The organism is Terrimonas alba, assembly GCF_042434975.1.
GTDB lineage: Bacteria > Bacteroidota > Bacteroidia > Chitinophagales > Chitinophagaceae > Terrimonas_B > Terrimonas_B alba.
This window is the reverse complement of record NZ_JBHMQM010000002.1, coordinates 247,720-266,388: the sequence shown is the minus strand read 5'-3', so window position 1 is coordinate 266,388 and position 18,669 is coordinate 247,720. Positions and strand designations below refer to the sequence as shown.

Here is an 18,669-nt window from a genome sequence, read left to right as displayed (position 1 = left end):
AAAGCTGTAATAAATTACATATTGGGAGTGTTAGAAAAGTATTTAAAAAAAATTAAAGCGTACGGGCAATTAGTACTACTCGGCTTTGATGTTACCACCTTTACACCTGTAGCCTATCAACGTCATAGTCTTTGACGGCCCTTAAAAGTAAACTCATCTTAAGGAAGGTTTCACGCTTAGATGCTTTCAGCGTTTATCCTGTCCGTACATAGCTACTCAGCATTGCACCTGGCGGCACAACTGATACACCAGCGGTACGTACGACCCGGTCCTCTCGTACTAAGGTCATGTCCTCTCAATTTACTTGCGCCCACCACAGATAGGGACCGAACTGTCTTGCGACGTTCTGAACCCAGTTCACGTGCCACTTTAATCGGCGAACAGCCGAACCCTTGGGACCTTCTCCAGCCCCAGGATGTGACGAACCGACATCGAGGTGCCAAACCTCCCCGTCGATATGAGCTCTTGGGGGAGATCAGCCTGTTATCCCCGGAGTACCTTTTATCCTTTGAGCGACGGCCCTTCCATACAGAACCGCCGGATCACTTTAGCCGACTTTCGTCCCTGCTCGGCTTGTGTGCCTCACAGTCAAGCACCCTTATACTAATGCGCTCTTCGTACGATTACCAACCGTACTGAGGGTACCTTTGCAAGCCTCCGTTACTCTTTAGGAGGCGACCACCCCAGTCAAACTACCCACCATGCACTGTTTCCCGCAAGGGATTAGACTCTAAATCAAAGAAGGTTGGTATTTCAACGACCGCTCCACAATGGCTAGCGCCACTGCTTCAAAGCGTCCCAACTATTCTACACATCCGTAATTCAAAATCAATGCAAAGTTGTAGTGAAGGTTCACGGGGTCTTTCCGTCCCGTGGCGGGTAACCGGCATCTTCACCGATACTACAATTTCACCGGGCTCGTGGAGGAGACAGCGTTCAACTCATTAGACCATTCGTGCAGGTCGGAACTTACCCGACAAGGAATTTCGCTACCTTAGGACCGTTATAGTTACGGCCGCCGTTTACTGGGGCTTCAGTCAGGAGCTTTGACTTGCGTCGAACACCCTTCCTTAACCTTCCAGCACCGGGCAGGTATCAGGCTCTATACGTCATCTTTCGATTTTGCAGGGCCCTGTGTTTTTGTTAAACAGTTGGTTGAACCATTTTACTGAGACCATCCGAAGATGGTACGCTTTATCCCGAAGTTACAGCGTCAATTTGCCTAGTTCCTTCTCCACGGCTCACCCGAGCGCCTTAGAATACTCATCCCGTCTACCTGTGTCGGTTTGCGGTACTGGCTGCTATACTCGCTTTTCTTGGAAGAACTTTTATCGCTTCGCTTTGTCCGAAGACTCCACTCAGACGTACATATCCGTCAGTACGTAGCGACCACGGCTCTCCGTCACTTTCATTGTACAGCAGGTGCTGGAATATTAACCAGCTTTCCATCATCTACCCCTTTCGGGTTTGACTAAGGACCAGACTAACCCTGATCCGATTAACGTTGATCAGGAACCCTTAGACTTTCGGCGAAGGAGTTTTTCACTCCTTTTATCGTTACTTATGCCTACATTTTCTTTTCAAACCGCTCCAGCAACCGTCGCCGGTCACCTTCGATGCAGTTTGAATGCTCCCCTACCGATCATCCGCTTAGCGGCGATCATAGAGCTTCGGTTCATAGTTTGATGCCCGATTATTTTCCGTGCAAGACCTCTCGACCAGTGAGCTGTTACGCACTCTTTAAATGAATTGCTGCTTCCAAGCAAACATCCTGGCTGTTATAGAAGTCTCACCTCGTTTGATCAACTTAACTATGTATTAGGGACCTTAGCTGCTATTCTGGGTTATTTCCCTCTCGGCCACGGATCTTAGCACCCGTAGCCTCACTCCCGGAGAATATCTGTTAGCATTCGGAGTTTGTCAGGGTTTGGTAGGCGGTGAAGCCCCCTAGCCCAATCAGTAGCTCTACCTCTAACAGACTTCATAATCCGAGGCTGTTCCTAAAAACATTTCGGGGAGAACGAGCTATCTCTCAGTTTGATTGGCCTTTCACCCCTATCCACAGGTCATCCCAAGACTTTTCAACGTCAACGGGTTCGGTCCTCCAGTTAGTTTTACCTAACCTTCAACCTGCCCATGGATAGATCACAAAGTTTCGCGTCTGCCCCCACTGACTAGTCGCCCTATTTGGACTCGCTTTCGCTACGGCTCCGTTAATAAAGAACTTAACCTCGCCAGTGAGGAGCAACTCGTAGGCTCATTATGCAAAAGGCACGCCGTCATCCGCCGAGGCGGACTCCGACCGCTTGTAGGCACACGGTTTCAGGTACTATTTCACTCCCTTGTTTAGGGTGCTTTTCACCTTTCCCTTACGGTACTGGTTCACTATCGGTGTCTGAGGAGTATTTAGCCTTACCAGATGGTGCTGGCAGATTCAAGCAGGATTTCTCCGGTCCCGCCCTACTCAGGATACTGCTCGTCCTTGTCAATTTGTGCTTACGGGGCTATCACCGTCTATGGCTCAACTTTCCAGAAGATTCAACTTGATGACAATTTCTAAATGCAGTCCTACAACCCTTCGACGGCACGCCGCCAAAGTTTAGGCTCTTCCCTTTTCGCTCGCCACTACTCGGGGAATCATTATTATTTTCTTTTCCTCTCCCTACTTAGATGTTTCAGTTCAGGAGGTTGGCTTCCGCCTTTCGGCGGATACTATACCTTCAGTATAGTGGGTTGTCCCATTCGGAGATCCAGGGATATAATGCTTGTGTGCAGCTTTCCCTGGCTTATCGCAGCTTACCACGTCCTTCATCGCCTCTCAGACCCAAGGCATCCACCATGTGCCCTTAATTGCTTTAAAAAAATTAAAACTAGAATTTCTCAATTCTTGAAGTGGTGTTACTTATAATTAAATAAGAAACATTATTAAATACATATTCTAACAACTTTTCCCAATATGTCAAAGAGCTTATTCCGATAAATCAGAATGTGTCGATGTGTTGGACTCGAACCAAACGATTCGCCTGAACGAATCACATCAAATAAAGAACTTTTAGTGGAGGATATCGGAGTCGAACCGATGACCCTCTGCGTGCAAGGCAGATGCTCTAGCCAACTGAGCTAACCCCCCAATTTTTTTGGGCTGATAGCTATCAGCTAATAGCTATTAGCTTATTAGTAGACCCGAGCAGATTTGAACTGCTGACCCCTACATTATCAGTGTAGTGCTCTAACCAGGCTGAGCTACGGATCTATTTTGTAGCCCCCGAGTTATCGGGTTACTTTTTAAAAGAACTAGACATAAAAAATTGAAAGTTGTGGGAAACAATAGCAAGTAAGTACTTGCTCTAAAAAGGAGGTATTCCAGCCGCACCTTCCGATACGGCTACCTTGTTACGACTTAGCCCCAGTCACCAGTTTTACCCTAGGCGGCTCCTTACGGTTACCGACTTTAGGTACACCCGGCTTCCATGGCTTGACGGGCGGTGTGTGCAAGGTCCGGGAACGTATTCACCGTATCATTGCTGATATACGATTACTAGCGATTCCAGCTTCATGGAGTCGAGTTGCAGACTCCAATCTGAACTGAGAAGAGGTTTTTGGGATTAGCTTCATATCACTATGTTGCAGCCCTTTGTCCTCCCCATTGTAGCACGTGTGTAGCCCTGGGCATAAAGGCCATGATGACTTGACATCATCCCCTCCTTCCTCACGTCTTACGACGGCAGTTTCACTAGAGTTCCCAGCGTTACCTGATGGCAACTAGTGATGGGGGTTGCGCTCGTTGCGGGACTTAACCCAACACCTCACGGCACGAGCTGACGACAGCCATGCAGCACCTTACTGGCAGTGTATTGCTACAAAGTGAGCTTTCACCCACGGTCTCCCAGCATTCTAGCCCAGGTAAGGTTCCTCGCGTATCATCGAATTAAACCACATGCTCCACCGCTTGTGCGGACCCCCGCCAATTCCTTTGAGTTTCAATCTTGCGATCGTACTTCCCAGGTGGGATACTTAATGCTTTCGCTCAGACACCAACAGTGTATCGCTGATGTCGAGTATCCATAGTTTAGGGCGTGGACTACCAGGGTATCTAATCCTGTTTGATCCCCACGCTTTCGTGCCTCAGTGTCAATATTCGTGTAGCCAGCTGCCTTCGCAATTGGTGTTCTATGTCATATCTAAGCATTTCACCGCTACATGACATATTCCGCTAACCTCCACGATATTCAAGATTAATAGTATCAATGGCAGTTCCCAAGTTAAGCTCGGGGATTTCACCACTGACTTACCAACCCACCTACGCACCCTTTAAACCCAGTGAATCCGGATAACGCTTGCACCCTCCGTATTACCGCGGCTGCTGGCACGGAGTTAGCCGGTGCTTATTCATATGGTACCGTCAGACGACTTAGAAAAGCCTTTTTTCGTCCCATATAAAAGAAGTTTACAATCCAGAGGACCTTCATCCTCCACGCGGCATGGCTGGTTCAGACTTTCGTCCATTGACCAATATTCCTTACTGCTGCCTCCCGTAGGAGTCGGGCCCGTGTCTCAGTGCCCGTGTGACTGGTCGTGCTCTCACACCAGTTACTGATCGTAGGCTTGGTGGGCCGTTACCCCGCCAACTACCTAATCAGCCGCACACCCATCTTTAAGTGATAAATCTTTAATAATAGTTAGATGCCTAACCAATATACTATGGGGTATTAATCCAAATTTCTCTGGGCTATTCCCCGCTTAAAGGAAGGTTGTGTACGTGTTCCGCACCCGTTTGCCGGTCGCCATCAGTGTATTGCTACACCATGCTGCCCCTCGACTTGCATGTATTAAGCCTGCCGCTAGCGTTCATCCTGAGCCAGGATCAAACTCTCCATTGTAAATGATGTTTGATACTGACAGTAGAATTCTCAATAGAAAATTAAACGTGTCAAATCTAAATTGTGTTTAGCTTGACTTACCTATTGTTTTTGACGTTCCGAAGAACTGTCAAAGTGCTATTGTTTCCCAACTTTCAAAGATCTTTTGGCTTTGCTTTGCCATCCCTTTTGTTACTCAGACTAGCTCAGTATTTTTGGGAGTGCAAAGGTAGGAGCCTTTTTATTTCTACCAAATTTTTCTTCATTTTTTTTGAAAAAATTTCAGAAGCATTGGTTTGATAATCAATTCGTTTTGTGAAGAACTTTCCGTTTTTTATAGACGGACTGCAAAGGTAAGCGTTCCATGTTTACCGGCAAATTTTTTTGTGAACTTTTGTTCACATTTGCCCAGCAGCGTTTTTCACAATCTCAGAGAACTAATCCGTTTTTAATCGGGGTGCAAAAGTAAGGATTTGAGTATTACTACCAAACTTTATTGCCTAAATTTTTGCTTGTAGTTTCCTTAGAATCAAATGATAATTTTCAGAGAACTAAACCCGTTTTGAAGCGGGGTGCAAAAGTAAGGGTTTGAGTATTACTACCAAATTTTATTGCCTAAATTTTTGCTTGTAGTTTTCTTAAAATCAAGTGATAACTATTCAGAGAACTAACCCTTTTTTTCAATCGGGGGTGCAAAGATAGGAGTGAAATTATTCTCACCAAATCTTTTTTAAAAACTAACCTAAATCTGGTCTACGATATACACCCATAAAGGCTTGCAGGAATAAAAAAATTAAGCTCCGATGACTGGAAATTTGACCGCCACCAGGAATAAGCCATGAGGAGGCACCGCAAAACTTGCTCTTGTACAATCTTTTGCCTCGATTATCCGCCTGAATTCGGCCAGATCGATTTTGCCTCTTCCGACCTGTAACATTGTGGCTGTCAAAGCTCTTACCATTCCTCTAAGGAACCGATTGGCTTCGACATGGTAAATCAAACAACCGTTTTCCCAAAACCACTCACTCCGGCTAACCTGGCATTGAAAGGTTTTAACTTGCGTATTTCTCTTTGAAAAAGAAGTGAAATCATGGTATTCCTGCACCAAGGAAGCGGCTTCCCGCAATTTATTGAAATCGAGCTTGTAGGGAAAATAATAAGCTCTGTCCATCAAGAATGGATCTTTTTGCCGGTAAATAAAATATTTGTATTCGCGGCTTAATGCATCAAACCTGCAGTGAGCCCCTGATGAAACCTGGGAAACAGACCTTACCACAATTTGAGGCGGCAATATCGCATTGATCTTATAAACAAACTGTGGATTTAATGGCTGCTGAAAGTCGAAGTGAAAGAAATTTTGCAATGCATGAACTCCGGCATCGGTTCTTGATGATCCGGTCATTGCTACCTCTTCCCTTTGTAATATTTTAAATGCTTTTTCAATTTCTGCCTGGATAGTATTGGCATTTTCCTGGGATTGAAAACCACTGTACTGAGAGCCATTGTACGATACTTCGAGAAAATAGCGGGGCATGAGTTAGCAACGATTGACTAGAAAGGCCTTTAGATCAAGAGGCTTATTTAATCATGTTTTTAAACCGATGAATAAAATAGGGATCTTTAAATTCGTTTTGCAATGCCATGAAACTAGCCGGATCGCTGCTATAAGGATAGGCGGCTTCATAAAATTGAAACTTACCAGGCTCATTCAAAAACAGGACACCCAGGTTTTTTACCTGTTCGCTGGAAAAACATCTGACCTTAAACTCCTTTTTAGCTTCAGTTAACATTGCCTCATCATCTTTTTGACCGGCCATTTTCTTTCTTAGTCTGAGAAAATCGTTTTGAGAAGCGACAGTCCTGCAATTAGTTTTATTTGCAGCAAGGGATGACATATTTTCTTTCAAATCATCAATATTCAAAAACTTCTTTTCAGTAACAGGTGGTGTATTTTCAGCTCCGAAAAGCGGAGTGGTACTGGGGATTAATATACTGATTGTATCAATCTCACCTCCCGGATACTGATCTATAAACACCAACCCCAATCCTTCTAAACTAGAACTTTCTGATTTTTTTAGTACAACTGATCTTCTATAAGCTGTTTGCGGTTGAGTATTTTCTTTCTGTGATGCAGGTGATTCCTCTAATGCAACTGTTTTGTTAGCCGTGTCGGCTTTAGTTTCTTCTACAGCAACTATTTTGTTGGCCGTTTCAGCGTTAGTATCCTCTACATTTTTTACCATCAAAGATGCGTTGATGGAATCTTTCTTTTCTGACTGCTTTTCCTTTACCACTATTTGTGGCTGTACACCTTCTTGCGGCAATTTCGAAAACTCTTCTTTTTGGGATACTATTTTTGGTGTTTCTGCTTTGGGTTCGTCGTCGGCCACAATTCCAGTTGTTCTGCTACTATCAATGGTTGCAGCCGGCTTGTCTTCTTGCCTCGGTTGAAGTTCTTTTTCTTTAACAGGAGCATCTTGCTGCCTGGCAACCACATCCTGGCTGATTGATTTCTCTTCCTTCACCACAGCGAATACAGGCTTTTCCCGCAGGGAAGGATCATTGGCCGCTTTGGATAAAACTTCAGTAAATAAAGAAACTGCCTGGAGTTCCGTTTTGATCTTCGTCCTCTCCTTCTTCTCCGCCATTACAACATTCAGTGTTTGCAAATCAAATAGCCCCCACCCTTTTTCATTAAAATTTTTTAATAAAAAACCATGGTCGTTAGATTTCATGGCAATTGAAAAATCCTGCTCAGGCCATTTATTTTGCGGAAATCCTATCTTGAAATTATAAGTACTGTCCTTCAGTTGTGACAAAATAACATAGCCGGATGGGGATGAGCTTATATTTTTATCATTCACCTTCACAAAAAAAGATTGCTCCGCTTCAGACTGTATGTAAACGAAAAAAGTCTTTTGAGAAAAACTTATGCCACTCAATACCAGAAAAGAAATGCTACAAATAAGCCGGTTCATTCAGAAGATGCTTTGCTCAAAATTAATTCAATTAAGTCTATAAACAGTTGCGCGATGGATGACTTATAATTTTATTATATATCAGTTTGAGATGTTTGAAAGGAAGCCGTGAGCAGATACTGTCATCTGCTGACACGCAGGCAATTTATCAATAAGCGCCAATTATTTTATTACTTTTTACCAACTTCCACTTGCTCCGCCTCCGCCGCCACTTCCTCCACCGAATCCACCAAAGCCGCCGCCGGACCAACCTCCTCCCCCTCCACTACCAGACCAGCCACCGCCACCACCTCCGGTCCAGCCACCAGTTGGCAACCACCATCCCCTGTACCCGCGACGGGAAACATATCCGCCGCCACGTCCGCCACCGGCACCACTGAAGAGAATAACAAGAATAATAATGATAAAAATAATGGTGCCCAAACCCGGCCCTTTATTATTCTTTCTCTTTGCATAACCTTCCGGGGCCCTGTATTCCCCGGCAGCAGCCTTGAATATTGCATTGGTTCCTTCATCTAGGCCGCGATAGTAATTATTTTCACGGAAATTGGGAACAATTTCATGGTCGATGATTGAAGCGGCAATCATATCAGGGATAGCGCCTTCTAAACCATAGCCAACTTCTATCCGAACCTTGCGATCATCTTTTGCAACCAATACAACAATTCCGTTGTTTGTAGTTTTACCACCCACACCCCAGCGCCTCAAAATTTGCAAGGCCACATCTTCTATTGGATAATCACCCGTGGTTGGAATAATAACCACGGCAACCTGGCTGGACGTACTGTCATCGTAGGCGACAAGTTTACTTTCCAGAGCTTGTATTTGTTCCGGCGTAAGCGATTGTGTAAAATCATTCACCAGTTTTGGTGGGGACGGTCGCTGCGGAACATATTTACCTATTTGAGCATAGGCACAAACAGAAGAAAGAAAAAATAGGAAAAGAAAAAGTTTCTTCATGAATATTAGTTGCCAAACACAATATCGTCTGGTAATTCATTTTTATCTGAATCGTTATCAAATGGGAAATGGGTATGCAGGGCTTCACCGACATCAATCACGCATTGACGAATTCCTTCTGCATAGTTATCCCTGTTAAAGGAGCTGATCATTTGTTGCACTTCCCGATCCCAGTATTGCTGACCCACTTTATTGTGAATGCCGGCATCGCCATAAATCGCCAATTGATGATCTTTCAACGCAGCATATATGATCACAGCGTTACGATCCGCTGTTTTTTGCATTTGCAGTTTTAAGAAAATCTGTTCAGCCCTATCGATGGCATCCATGTAAGGGCAACGGCTTTCGATAAATACACGTACTTCTCCGCTTGTTCGCCTTTCTGCATTGCGCACTGCTTCAACAATAAGTTGTTTTTCTTCAGGGGTGAAGAACTCGTTCTTTCTCTGCCAGGGAAAAATTTTCAACCACATTATTTTATCGGGTAATCAGAATTTTACTTCGGGAGCTTTCTGTGCACCTTCATCAGCTTTAAAGCCTTCTCTAACTTTAAAGCCAAACATTCCTGCAAAAAAGTTCATGGGGAATGAACGAACCTTGGTATTGTAAGTGTTTACATTACCATTAAAATCATTGCGGGCAACATTGATGCGATTTTCTGTACCCGCCAACTCTGCTTGTAAAGCACGGAAACCTTCATTTGCCTTTAAATTCGGATAGTTTTCAACTACTACCATCAAACGGCTTAAAGCGCTGCTCAACTCACCCTGTGCGGCCTGGAATTTCGCGATGTTTTCATCGGTGAGATTAGCCGGATCCACTTTTACGCTATTCAGATTTTTATATCTCGCCTCGATTGTTTGAATCAAAGTCTGCTGTTCAAAATTGGCCTCACCTTTTACCGTATTCACCAGGTTAGGAATAAGATCAGCCCTTCGTTGATAAGAACTTTGTACATTGTTCCAGGAATTCTTTACTGTCTCATCCTGTTTCACCAGCCCGTTATAACCATTACAACCCATTACACCGACAATAAGAACGATTGCAAGAATAATTATCAAGGTGAGGTTTTTTGTCCCTTTCATGGTAGATAGTTTTTGTGTGGCACTAAAATTAGTGCTTTTAGTATTTCAACAAGATAAATTTTCCCTTCATCAAGATTTATACAGGAGTTGACATATTGTAACGAACTATGGGCATGATTTTGGTCATTATCTTTATACAACTGGCAGGTATGAATTTTTTAAAAAATTCTTTTCTCCTCTTTGTCATTTTAACACTGCATGCAGTGCAGTGCAAAAAAGAAAATAAGAACATTGAACCACCCGGAGCAGTAGAGATAAAGGACACTGCAATTGTCAGCAGCCTGCGTTTACCCTGGGAAATTTTGTGGGGCCCTGATGACCACATCTGGATGACTGAAAGAAACGGAAAGATAAGCCGTGTAAATCCATCCACAGGTGCAGTAACAACTATTTTAATAATTGATGAGGTAGTATCAATGGGAGAAGGCGGGTTGTTAGGTATGGCGCTGCATCCCAATTTTGCTGCAACGCCACATGTTTTTGTAGTTTATAATTATAATAGCGGTTTGGGTTACACTGAAAAAGTAATTCGTTATACATACAATGGAGATCTCTTAACCGAGCCAAAAATCATCATCGATAACATTGAAGCCGCCAATATCCATAATGGCAGTCGCTTGTTAATCACCGGTGATAAACTATTTATTTCAACCGGCGATGCTTCCAATCAATCTTTGGCGCAAAATAAATCATCGTTCAACGGGAAAATCCTGAGATTGAACCTGGATGGCAGTGTTCCTGCGGATAATCCTGTCGCCGGAAATCCTTATTGGTCTTTTGGTCATCGCAACCCGCAAGGCCTTGTATTTGCCAACAACAAACTCTATAGTTCAGAACACGGCCCCAGCGATAATGACGAAATTAACATTATTGAAAAAGGCAGAAACTATGGCTGGCCCGATGTACATGGACTATGCAATACTCAGAACGAACAAGACTTTTGTTCAGCTAACAATGTCGTAGAGCCTATCCAGGCGTGGACGCCGACTATTGCGACCTGCGGTCTTGATTATTACAATAATGATTTGATACCACAATGGAAAAATTCTTTATTACTGGTGACGCTCAAAAACTCAAGACTGTATCAAATGAAACTGGATGATACATTTTCTAAAATAACCAGCACCAACGAATATTTTACCAATAAATACGGGCGGATGCGGGATCTATGCATTTCACCCCAGGGAAAAGTTTATATCTGCACCAGTAATGGAAGTAATGATAAATTGATAGAGATTAGCAAAAAATAAGCTCCTACTTTTTCAATCTTATTACTTGAGTTGCATCAACTATCACCTGGGCATTGTATCCATTTATTATTTGGACCGTATTGTATTTAATAGGAGATGTTAATACAAGAACATCGTTCTCCCAGCTAATTTTAAAGTCTTGTGGTATTGTCTGGTTCGGAGCACCTCCACCGCCAGCTGCAGGGTCAAAAGCAACAAGGCCACTTTCGAGGTGAATTGAATCTGTACCGACTGTTTTATAAGTAGTGGATGCACTTGACGCAGGCATATCACCTTCAAAAGGTGAGTCATCTGAAAAGTCGAGAACACCTCCTACATAAAACTGTGTTTTGAGGTTCGTTTTAAAAGAGTAGCTTAACCCACTGGTTTTAATATTTTTAGAATCGATGGTAACGGTCCCTTTGGGGTTTTGCGCAACAATTGGGTAGGATGTTATCATTTTTTCCTGATCAACTCCGGTGCCGGCAGTTATTGAACTTTTCACGGAAGCCGTCATACCTATGAAATTCCAGGTACCAAATAATTTGTCATTCGTATTTTCCTGGGGTGGATCGGAATCTTTTTGACAGGAAGTTAAGAACAATCCCAAGGTAAGGATTACCAGCAGTGCTTTAGTTGTTTTCATTTTATGGTGGTGTTTTAATAGGCGGCCAAAATAATATAAAAATTCAACACCCCATAGCCGCCTATTGCTGTACCGCCGCTATTCCCGGCAAAACTTTTCCCTCAAAATATTCCAGCATCGCACCACCACCCGTAGAAACATAACTTACCTTGTCAGCATAGCCAAACTGGTTGACTGCAGCGACAGAATCACCACCGCCAACAAGAGAAAAAGCGCTTTTTTGCGTAGCTTCTGCTACTGCCGTTGCAATGGCTTTCGTTCCATGCTGAAAATTTTCCATTTCAAACACACCCATCGGGCCGTTCCATAAAATGGTTTTGGAGCGATGGATCACATTTACAAATTGCTTAATGGCATTTGGACCAATATCGAGTCCCATCCATCCTTCGGGAATATTATTGCTTGGTGCATTGGAGGTTTCAGCGTCTGCAGCAAACTTATCAGCGATAATAGAATCGGACGGCAAATGAATACATACACCCTTTTGCTTTGCTTTTTCCAATAATTCTTTTGCCGTGTCGAGCCTATCGTCCTCACACAAAGATTTACCAATCTTTCCTCCTTCTGCTTTCATAAAAGTATAAGCCATGCCACCACCAATAATGATATCGGTAGCTCTTTCAAGCAGGTTTTCAATGATTAAAATCTTGTCAGACACTTTCGCACCGCCAATGATGGCCAGAAAAGGTTTTTCGGCTCCATGCAAAACTTTTTCGGCACTGCTCACCTCTCCTTCCATCAATAACCCAAACATTCTTTTATCCGCAGGGAAAAACTTTGCGATAACTGCAGTCGATGCATGTGCCCTGTGCGCCGTTCCGAAAGCATCATTTACCCAAACATCCCCGAGTTTCGATAATTTTTCGGCAAATTTTTCATCGCCCTTTTCTTCTTCTTTATAAAACCGCAGGTTTTCCAAAAGAAGTACTTCACCCGGCTTCATCATGCTGGCGGTCGAAAATGCCTGCTCACCAATGCAGTCATCAGCAAATAAAACTTTAGCGCCGCCGAGCAACTCACTTAAACGCTTAACCAGGTGTTTTAATGAATACTTTTCTTCTGGCCCGCCTTTAGGGCGACCGAAATGCGACATTAATATCGCAATGCCACCATCACCCGTAATTTTTTTAATAGTAGGGACAGCGGCTTTCATCCTCGTATCGTCGGTAATCTCGAATTTATCATTCAATGGAACATTGAAGTCAACTCTAACTAATGCCTTTTGGCCTGCAAAATTGTGATCCGAAAATTTTGACATAAAAAGTCATTTTTAAATTTTATAATCCCTTCGCACTATTCGTTTCTTTAAATAATAAGTATCCGCCAATCACATCCATCACTTCATCGGTAACATCTTTTCCTCCTTTTAAATTAGTACGTATAGCGCTGCAGGTATATTTTGGTCCCCAGGGAATACCCCACCACCCAAAAAAGAAGGAAATGGCAGTAAATAAAAAACTTCTTTTGATGGTACGCTCACCTGACCTGACCAGGTAAACACCAGAAACATCCCTGAACGTAACAACAACTAAAGATAGGGTATATGCAAAATAAACAAACCTTCCGCCCTCCTTCACCTGCTGCTGAAGATCAGTAGCAGAGAGGCCATCAATGTTTTCTATCTTCATAAACCGTTCTGGCGGGAATGAAAACCGCAATGTTAACAACAAAAATATTCTGTTGTATTCATTGCGGTTCCTAAAACTATTTCCTTATTTACTGATCAGCTTTGCAAAATAATGCACCGTGCGAACCAACTGGCTTACATAGCTCATCTCATTATCATACCAGCTCACCGTTCTTACCAGTTGTGTATCACCAACTGTCTGTACTCTCGTTTGTGTGGCATCAAACAGTGACCCATAAGCAATGCCGATAATGTCACTGCTCACAATTTCATCTTCGGTATAACCAAAGCTTTCATTAGCCGCTGCTTTCATTGCTGCATTAACCTCTTCTGTAGTAGTTTTTTTGTTAAGGATAGCTGTTACCTCTGTTAATGACCCGGTCAAAGTAGGAACCCGTTGGGCACTTCCATCTAATTTTCCTTTCAGGTTGGGCAATACAAGACCAATAGCTTTTGCAGCGCCAGTACTATTAGGCACAATGTTGTGTGCCGCTGCTCTTGCCCGACGAAGATCACCTTTGGGGTGAGGTGCGTCTTGTGTATTCTGATCGTTGGTGTAGGCGTGGATGGTTGTCATCAATCCGTTAACAATGCCAAACTTTTCATCCAGTACCTGCGCCATCGGGGCCAAACAGTTTGTAGTACAGGAAGCGCAACTGATGATTGTTTCACTACCATCCAAAATATTATGATTAACGTTAAATACAATTGTTTTGAGGTCACCGGTGGCCGGGGCTGATATCACCACTCTTTTTGCGCCAGCCGTTAAGTGTGCAGCGGCTTTATCCTTATCAGTAAAGAAGCCGGTACATTCCAGCACCACATCTACATCGTGGCTTTTCCATGCTATTTCTGCCGGATTTTTTTGCGCATATATTTTTACCTCATCTCCATTTACGATAATCGAGTTTTCAGTAGCCTTCACATCCGCATCAAAACGGCCCTGAGCAGTATCGTATTTCAGCAGGTGTGCCAGTGCTTTGGGACTTGTAAGGTCATTGATTGCAACGACATCAATTCCATCCATTTTATAGATTTGGCGATAAACGAGGCGGCCAATTCTTCCAAAACCATTGATGGCTACTTTAACTGTACTCATAGTTGTAAAAAAATTTTAGTTTTTTAAATTGCCGGGCGAAGTTAAGAAACCGTTTTTGGTTTCTGATTTTCTGTGTAATTGTTTTTATTACAGGATTTCGCCGTTCTATTGAACGTTTGTTGCAAGAATAGTGGGCCATTAACGCCGATTTCAAAAAAGTCATTTTTTTTTGGCTGTAAACTGTTGCACTCCTATCTTTGCCGTCCCTTAAAACGGCCCGTTCGTCTAAGGGCTAGGACACCACCCTTTCACGGTGGTGATACGGGTTCGAATCCCGTACGGGCTACAAGAATAGATTCAGTACATCCCGGTACGACACGAAATCCCCGCAAAGTCAATACTAGCGGGGATTTTTAGTTTCACTATCCCCCGCTTAAAAACAGTTTCCGTCAAATTTTGGTTCACCAGTTTTTCACCAAAACAAACAATTTCACCAAAAAGTAAAAAACATGAAGGCAACTGTCACCTTTTTTCCAAACACGACCAAAAAAAGCAAGAAGAACGGTAAGATTCCAATGTATATGAGAATCTCTTACAAAGGCCTAAAAACTGAGAATAGGCTGAATGTCGAACTAACCCAGGATGAAATACGCAAGTGGGATCCATATACTATGAGATTTGCTGAAAGAAATTTCCCTGCTAACCACGTTTTGAATAGGCTGGATCAAAAATTCACCGATTTTCTTATTCTGAATTCAACCGACCTATCAAAGTTTAACCCCGTAGAAATTAAAAATTATATCCTCGGAAACGAAACCAAATCTAGTTCGACAGCATTACTAGACTTCATTGACGATTATTTCAAAAACGAAGTTATAGCTAACATCAACAAAACACCTGGCACTGTCAAAACGTATCGTCGAGCCATTAATCACATGCATGGATTCCTGTCATCCAGAAATCAAAAGGCTTTGACAGTTCAACAACTGACGTTCGACATAGCAAACGATTTCAAAAACTACCTCACTAACTCCAACCCGCAATTAAACCGAACAGGCATGACCGAGGTGTCCGCTGCCGGTGTTATCAAGAAATTCAGGACCATGTTTACACAAGCTGTTGACAGAGGATTGTTGCCTTCCAATCATTTTAAGACGGTCAAAATCAAAACAAAGTCCCCAAGGAGGGAAAGACTGACAAGTTTTCAAATAAGTGAACTTTATAACATCACGAACCAATTGCTACCTCACCAGTACTTGTACAGGGATATTTTTTTATTTTCGGTATATACAGGATTGGCTTATCATGATGCCATGTCGTTGACCAAAAAAGATATTGAGAAGCGGCCTGATGGTAGCCAAAAGCTTTTAATTAATAGAAAAAAAACAGGAGTAATCACCGAATGTTTTTTACCCGAGGAAGCAATTCAGATTGTCGATAAATATGGCGCCTTTTCAGAATGTATAATTACAGGCAAAATATTACCGTATAGATCAAACAAGGAAGTCAATGCACAGTTAAAAATCATTGCCAATTATGCAGGAATTAAAATTCCATTGTCAACCCATATCGCCAGACACAGTTTCCGACAGCTTCTGTCTGAAGCTGGCATTACTGACTATGGTGTGATAAAAAGGTTGATGGGGCAAACCAGAAGTGGCGATGTTGATGAAGTTTATTATTCGATTACCGAAAAAAGCCTATGGTTAGCCAAAAAAAAGATTGATTTACATTTAAAAGAATTTATATGCACACCGATTTAAACGGCTACGTAACACAAATTGAAGAAGAGTATCTGAAAGCGATTGAAGAAATAAAGCATAGAGGCCAAACCAGAAAAATTGATTTTTTTACGGCCGATTTGAAACTTGCTAAAGAAGCGGCTTATCGAAGAAGAAGACCTGATCCAACCTTTTTTTTAACTATTAGTCGCTATTATTATGATTTGTGTTTTGAGGCAGATAAGGCAGTTAAAGACCGTTTTATCTTTTGGGGGATTCCCGAAACGGCATTGAAATGGATGATACCACTCGACGACATTTTAAAAACTATAAAGGCAATTGAAATTGACAATAATGCAATATTTTTCAAAAACCTGGCTCTTAAAATTATTCAGTGCCATCTAGAAATTAAAGCAAAATTTGAAATTTTTTCCTGGGCTAACACGGCTACCAGAAAAAAGCAAAGAGAATTATCGCTACATAAAAACTTCCATAATTTTTTCAGAAGATTTGATGAGGGTCATGGAAAGTTTAAAAGAAAAAGCAACAAATTTGAGATGATAATGGAATCACTCCTACAAGAAATTGCCAAAATTTCGAAGAATAAAAAAGAAAGGCGAAAAATATTTCTTGATCAGCTTAAGGGCGATAGCAGGATGTATTTGGAAATTCTTCCAGGACTATTTTTTAGTGATCCAGAATTATCTGAAAGAAAAAGGTTATTGGCCTTATTTGATTTGTTGAAATTGATATGCAAAGACAAACATTGGCAAACTGAGGTTGAATATAAAAAAAGATATGAAAGGCTTAAGAGTAAGGCAGAAGAAAGGCTTAAGAGTAAGGCAGAAGAAAGGCTTAAGAGTAAGCGAGATAGTTATTTTGATGGACATTATGATCTTTTTTTGATAAACTCCATAGGAAAATATCTTTATAAAATTTAGACAATCAACATATTATAGACTTTTCGTAAGAATTTTAGTTCACCATCCAAAAGTTTCTTGATACATCTTGTGCCCATAAATCAAGAAACAAATGGATTCGAATGAAATCATCATCACCATCTGCGAGGAACTAATAGAAGTCAAAAAAACCCTTCTTTCACTATCACTCGCAAATCCCGTTTCCGACAAATGGGTGCCACGTGCGACACTCATGAAATTCCTTCAGTACGGCAATACCCAAATTGCTGCATTAATTCAAAATGAGAGTTTAATCACAACGAAAGTCGGAAAGAGAATTTTTATTCTGCGGGAGTCAATTGAAACAATGCTTGACCGGAACTCTTCGCAAGGGTCAACCGCCATCATTGCCAATGAAGTCCAACCCAGCACCAGTAATAGATTAAAAAAACTATTGTAAGGTAAATATCGTGATGCCACCATTAGCTTTAGATATAACCCCTTTCTCCTACCCCAAGGACGTCCGTGTGCTCATAGGGGCACCAGAGCTTTTAGTAGCGAGACGGAATACGTACGGTGCAGGTAGTAAATACCAAACAAATCGGCAAATCAAATATTGGTCAACCTGGTTTCTTCTAAAATCGTTAACCACCTCATCCTTCATACAGCACTGGACAAGTCAAAAAAAATTTATCCTGGCATGGGTACAAATGGGTGAGCGGACATTTCGTCAACATTTAAAATGGTTAGCGAAGGAAAACCTTCTAATCCACGACAGTTCCAATCCCAACAGCATTCGCCTGGTTAATTTTGAAGATGCAGCCAAAAAATTAGGAATTGAATATACCGGCACATTCCGGGTTTCTTATGATTATAAAAAGAACAAATATGCCAAACAAACCTTTCAATACCTCATAAGAACAGAGGAATTTGAGTATCACAAGCAACGGCAGGCTAAAGCCATCATGCGTAAGCTGGAACAAAATCCCGCATTAAAAAAGAACATTATCTATTGCATTGGACAAATGGGTGCTGATTATGAACGGCTCATGAGCGACCCGGCCTACTTTATTGGTCGTCTTTTGTTATTACAAGTAAAAATGTTCAAAGAGGGGTCTGAGTTTCTGAACTACATAATGGATTTACGTGCCGATGTAAACCGTGGTGTGATTTTAATAAAACGCCACCATGGATATCGTAGTAGTCAGTCTGTTTCTTACATGAAAAGAAAGATGAAAGAGTTTGGTTATGCAGTTATCCGACCAAGGGCCGTCGAAAGTGACGTGAGAAGTCGCTTTTCTGTTCCGGTTACTGAGGGAACACCAGATCAGGATGTTTTGAAAGACGGTCGTCGAAACGGCTATATCTGGATTCCGACAAAAAAAGTAACAGTCTGGCGTCTTTGTGATCAGGTCAAGCGAAATTATGATCACCAGGACAATAAACTTCATTCGAAAACCAATCTCTATGCTGCTTGATTTTCTTCATTTCAGTTGGAAAAAATTGTTAAGTACGCAAGAGGCTTTTAAATACTTTAAAAGTTTTCCAGTATTGCTAGTTACTGTCTTACGGTATTCTTACCAGTAATACTAGTTTCAAATTTCGAAAAACCACGTTGATAAATTG

Annotated in this window: 14 protein-coding genes, 3 tRNA genes and 2 rRNA genes; 6 read left to right on the top strand and 13 right to left on the bottom strand. The window is 42.1% G+C overall.

Features of this window, described 5'->3' with window-relative positions; all coding sequences use genetic code 11:
* Positions 1–49: 49 nt before the first annotated feature.
* From ACFEL9_RS05790 to ACFEL9_RS05750, 9 genes are all read right to left on the bottom strand, one after another.
* Positions 50–2,860, bottom strand: a 23S ribosomal RNA gene (locus tag ACFEL9_RS05790).
* Positions 2,861–3,056: 196 nt separating this feature from the next.
* Positions 3,057–3,130: transfer RNA gene (locus ACFEL9_RS05785), tRNA-Ala, on the bottom strand.
* A 48-nt stretch (positions 3,131–3,178) separates the two neighbouring features.
* Positions 3,179–3,253, bottom strand: a tRNA-Ile gene (locus ACFEL9_RS05780).
* 98 nt (positions 3,254–3,351) lie between these two features.
* Positions 3,352–4,880: ribosomal RNA gene (locus ACFEL9_RS05775) — 16S ribosomal RNA — on the bottom strand.
* Together the 16S and 23S rRNA genes with 2 tRNA genes alongside form the textbook arrangement of a ribosomal RNA operon.
* A gap of 772 nt (positions 4,881–5,652) precedes the next feature.
* Positions 5,653–6,393: a tRNA pseudouridine(38-40) synthase TruA gene (truA, locus tag ACFEL9_RS05770; protein ID WP_385886999.1), complete on the bottom strand. Its 741-nt coding sequence runs from the start codon at positions 6,391–6,393 to the stop codon at positions 5,653–5,655.
* A 43-nt stretch (positions 6,394–6,436) separates the two neighbouring features.
* Positions 6,437–7,837, bottom strand: coding sequence for a hypothetical protein (locus ACFEL9_RS05765; protein ID WP_385886996.1), 1,401 nt, complete (start codon positions 7,835–7,837; stop codon positions 6,437–6,439).
* A 177-nt stretch (positions 7,838–8,014) separates the two neighbouring features.
* Complete coding sequence (locus tag ACFEL9_RS05760; RefSeq protein ID WP_385886994.1) at positions 8,015–8,797, bottom strand: TPM domain-containing protein; 783 nt, start codon at positions 8,795–8,797, stop codon at positions 8,015–8,017.
* A gap of 5 nt (positions 8,798–8,802) precedes the next feature.
* Positions 8,803–9,270 carry a TPM domain-containing protein gene (locus ACFEL9_RS05755; protein ID WP_385886992.1) on the bottom strand — a complete coding sequence of 156 codons (468 nt, stop codon included), beginning with the start codon at positions 9,268–9,270 and terminating at the stop codon, positions 8,803–8,805.
* A gap of 15 nt (positions 9,271–9,285) precedes the next feature.
* On the bottom strand, positions 9,286–9,882 hold the full coding sequence (locus ACFEL9_RS05750; protein WP_385886989.1) for a LemA family protein: 597 nt from the start codon (positions 9,880–9,882) through the stop codon (positions 9,286–9,288).
* Between the two features lie 149 nt (positions 9,883–10,031).
* On the opposite strand from ACFEL9_RS05750, the gene ACFEL9_RS05745 reads away from it, so the two are divergent.
* Positions 10,032–11,132, top strand: coding sequence for a PQQ-dependent sugar dehydrogenase (locus tag ACFEL9_RS05745; RefSeq protein ID WP_385886988.1), 1,101 nt, complete (start codon positions 10,032–10,034; stop codon positions 11,130–11,132).
* A 4-nt stretch (positions 11,133–11,136) separates the two neighbouring features.
* On the opposite strand, the gene ACFEL9_RS05740 is transcribed toward ACFEL9_RS05745, so the two are convergent.
* The 4 genes from ACFEL9_RS05740 to gap all read right to left on the bottom strand — a co-directional run bounded on the left by ACFEL9_RS05740 (position 11,137) and on the right by gap (position 14,483).
* The gene (locus ACFEL9_RS05740) at positions 11,137–11,757 is read right to left on the bottom strand and encodes a hypothetical protein (protein WP_385886985.1); all 621 of its coding nucleotides are present in this window, start codon (positions 11,755–11,757) and stop codon (positions 11,137–11,139) included.
* 61 nt (positions 11,758–11,818) lie between these two features.
* Positions 11,819–13,015 carry a phosphoglycerate kinase gene (locus tag ACFEL9_RS05735; protein ID WP_385886983.1) on the bottom strand — a complete coding sequence of 399 codons (1,197 nt, stop codon included), beginning with the start codon at positions 13,013–13,015 and terminating at the stop codon, positions 11,819–11,821.
* A 19-nt stretch (positions 13,016–13,034) separates the two neighbouring features.
* Entirely contained in the window at positions 13,035–13,385 is a 351-nt protein-coding gene (locus tag ACFEL9_RS05730) for a hypothetical protein (RefSeq protein ID WP_385886981.1), read from the bottom strand.
* A gap of 84 nt (positions 13,386–13,469) precedes the next feature.
* On the bottom strand, positions 13,470–14,483 hold the full coding sequence (gene gap / locus ACFEL9_RS05725) for a type I glyceraldehyde-3-phosphate dehydrogenase (protein WP_385886978.1): 1,014 nt from the start codon (positions 14,481–14,483) through the stop codon (positions 13,470–13,472).
* 214 nt (positions 14,484–14,697) lie between these two features.
* On the opposite strand from gap, the gene ACFEL9_RS05720 reads away from it, so the two are divergent.
* From ACFEL9_RS05720 to ACFEL9_RS05700, 5 genes are all read left to right on the top strand, one after another.
* Positions 14,698–14,769, top strand: a tRNA-Glu gene (locus ACFEL9_RS05720).
* 163 nt (positions 14,770–14,932) lie between these two features.
* Entirely contained in the window at positions 14,933–16,186 is a 1,254-nt protein-coding gene (locus ACFEL9_RS05715) for a tyrosine-type recombinase/integrase (protein WP_385886975.1), read from the top strand.
* Entirely contained in the window at positions 16,171–17,085 is a 915-nt protein-coding gene (locus ACFEL9_RS05710) for a hypothetical protein (protein WP_385886972.1), read from the top strand. The genes ACFEL9_RS05715 and ACFEL9_RS05710 overlap by 16 nt, the downstream gene beginning before the upstream one ends.
* A gap of 91 nt (positions 17,086–17,176) precedes the next feature.
* Complete coding sequence (locus ACFEL9_RS05705) at positions 17,177–17,503, top strand: hypothetical protein (protein ID WP_385886969.1); 327 nt, start codon at positions 17,177–17,179, stop codon at positions 17,501–17,503.
* Between the two features lie 13 nt (positions 17,504–17,516).
* The gene (locus tag ACFEL9_RS05700) at positions 17,517–18,521 is read left to right on the top strand and encodes a hypothetical protein (RefSeq protein WP_385886968.1); all 1,005 of its coding nucleotides are present in this window, start codon (positions 17,517–17,519) and stop codon (positions 18,519–18,521) included.
* Positions 18,522–18,669: the final 148 nt, after the last annotated feature.

Bases quoted from the DNA above. Each gene is read 5' to 3' on its own strand.
- ACFEL9_RS05745 (WP_385886988.1), top strand. From the start codon at position 10,032: ATGAATTTTTTAAAAAATTCTTTTCTCCTCTTTGTCATTTTAACACTG.
- ACFEL9_RS05760 (WP_385886994.1), bottom strand. From the start codon at position 8,797: ATGAAGAAACTTTTTCTTTTCCTATTTTTTCTTTCTTCTGTTTGTGCC.
- ACFEL9_RS05755 (WP_385886992.1), bottom strand. From the start codon at position 9,270: ATGTGGTTGAAAATTTTTCCCTGGCAGAGAAAGAACGAGTTCTTCACC.
- truA (WP_385886999.1), bottom strand. From the start codon at position 6,393: ATGCCCCGCTATTTTCTCGAAGTATCGTACAATGGCTCTCAGTACAGT.
- ACFEL9_RS05765 (WP_385886996.1), bottom strand. From the start codon at position 7,837: ATGAACCGGCTTATTTGTAGCATTTCTTTTCTGGTATTGAGTGGCATA.
- ACFEL9_RS05715 (WP_385886975.1), top strand. From the start codon at position 14,933: ATGAAGGCAACTGTCACCTTTTTTCCAAACACGACCAAAAAAAGCAAG.
- ACFEL9_RS05705 (WP_385886969.1), top strand. From the start codon at position 17,177: ATGGATTCGAATGAAATCATCATCACCATCTGCGAGGAACTAATAGAA.
- ACFEL9_RS05700 (WP_385886968.1), top strand. From the start codon at position 17,517: ATGCCACCATTAGCTTTAGATATAACCCCTTTCTCCTACCCCAAGGAC.
- ACFEL9_RS05730 (WP_385886981.1), bottom strand. From the start codon at position 13,385: ATGAAGATAGAAAACATTGATGGCCTCTCTGCTACTGATCTTCAGCAG.
- ACFEL9_RS05710 (WP_385886972.1), top strand. From the start codon at position 16,171: ATGCACACCGATTTAAACGGCTACGTAACACAAATTGAAGAAGAGTAT.
- gap (WP_385886978.1), bottom strand. From the start codon at position 14,483: ATGAGTACAGTTAAAGTAGCCATCAATGGTTTTGGAAGAATTGGCCGC.
- ACFEL9_RS05750 (WP_385886989.1), bottom strand. From the start codon at position 9,882: ATGAAAGGGACAAAAAACCTCACCTTGATAATTATTCTTGCAATCGTT.
- ACFEL9_RS05740 (WP_385886985.1), bottom strand. From the start codon at position 11,757: ATGAAAACAACTAAAGCACTGCTGGTAATCCTTACCTTGGGATTGTTC.
- ACFEL9_RS05735 (WP_385886983.1), bottom strand. From the start codon at position 13,015: ATGTCAAAATTTTCGGATCACAATTTTGCAGGCCAAAAGGCATTAGTT.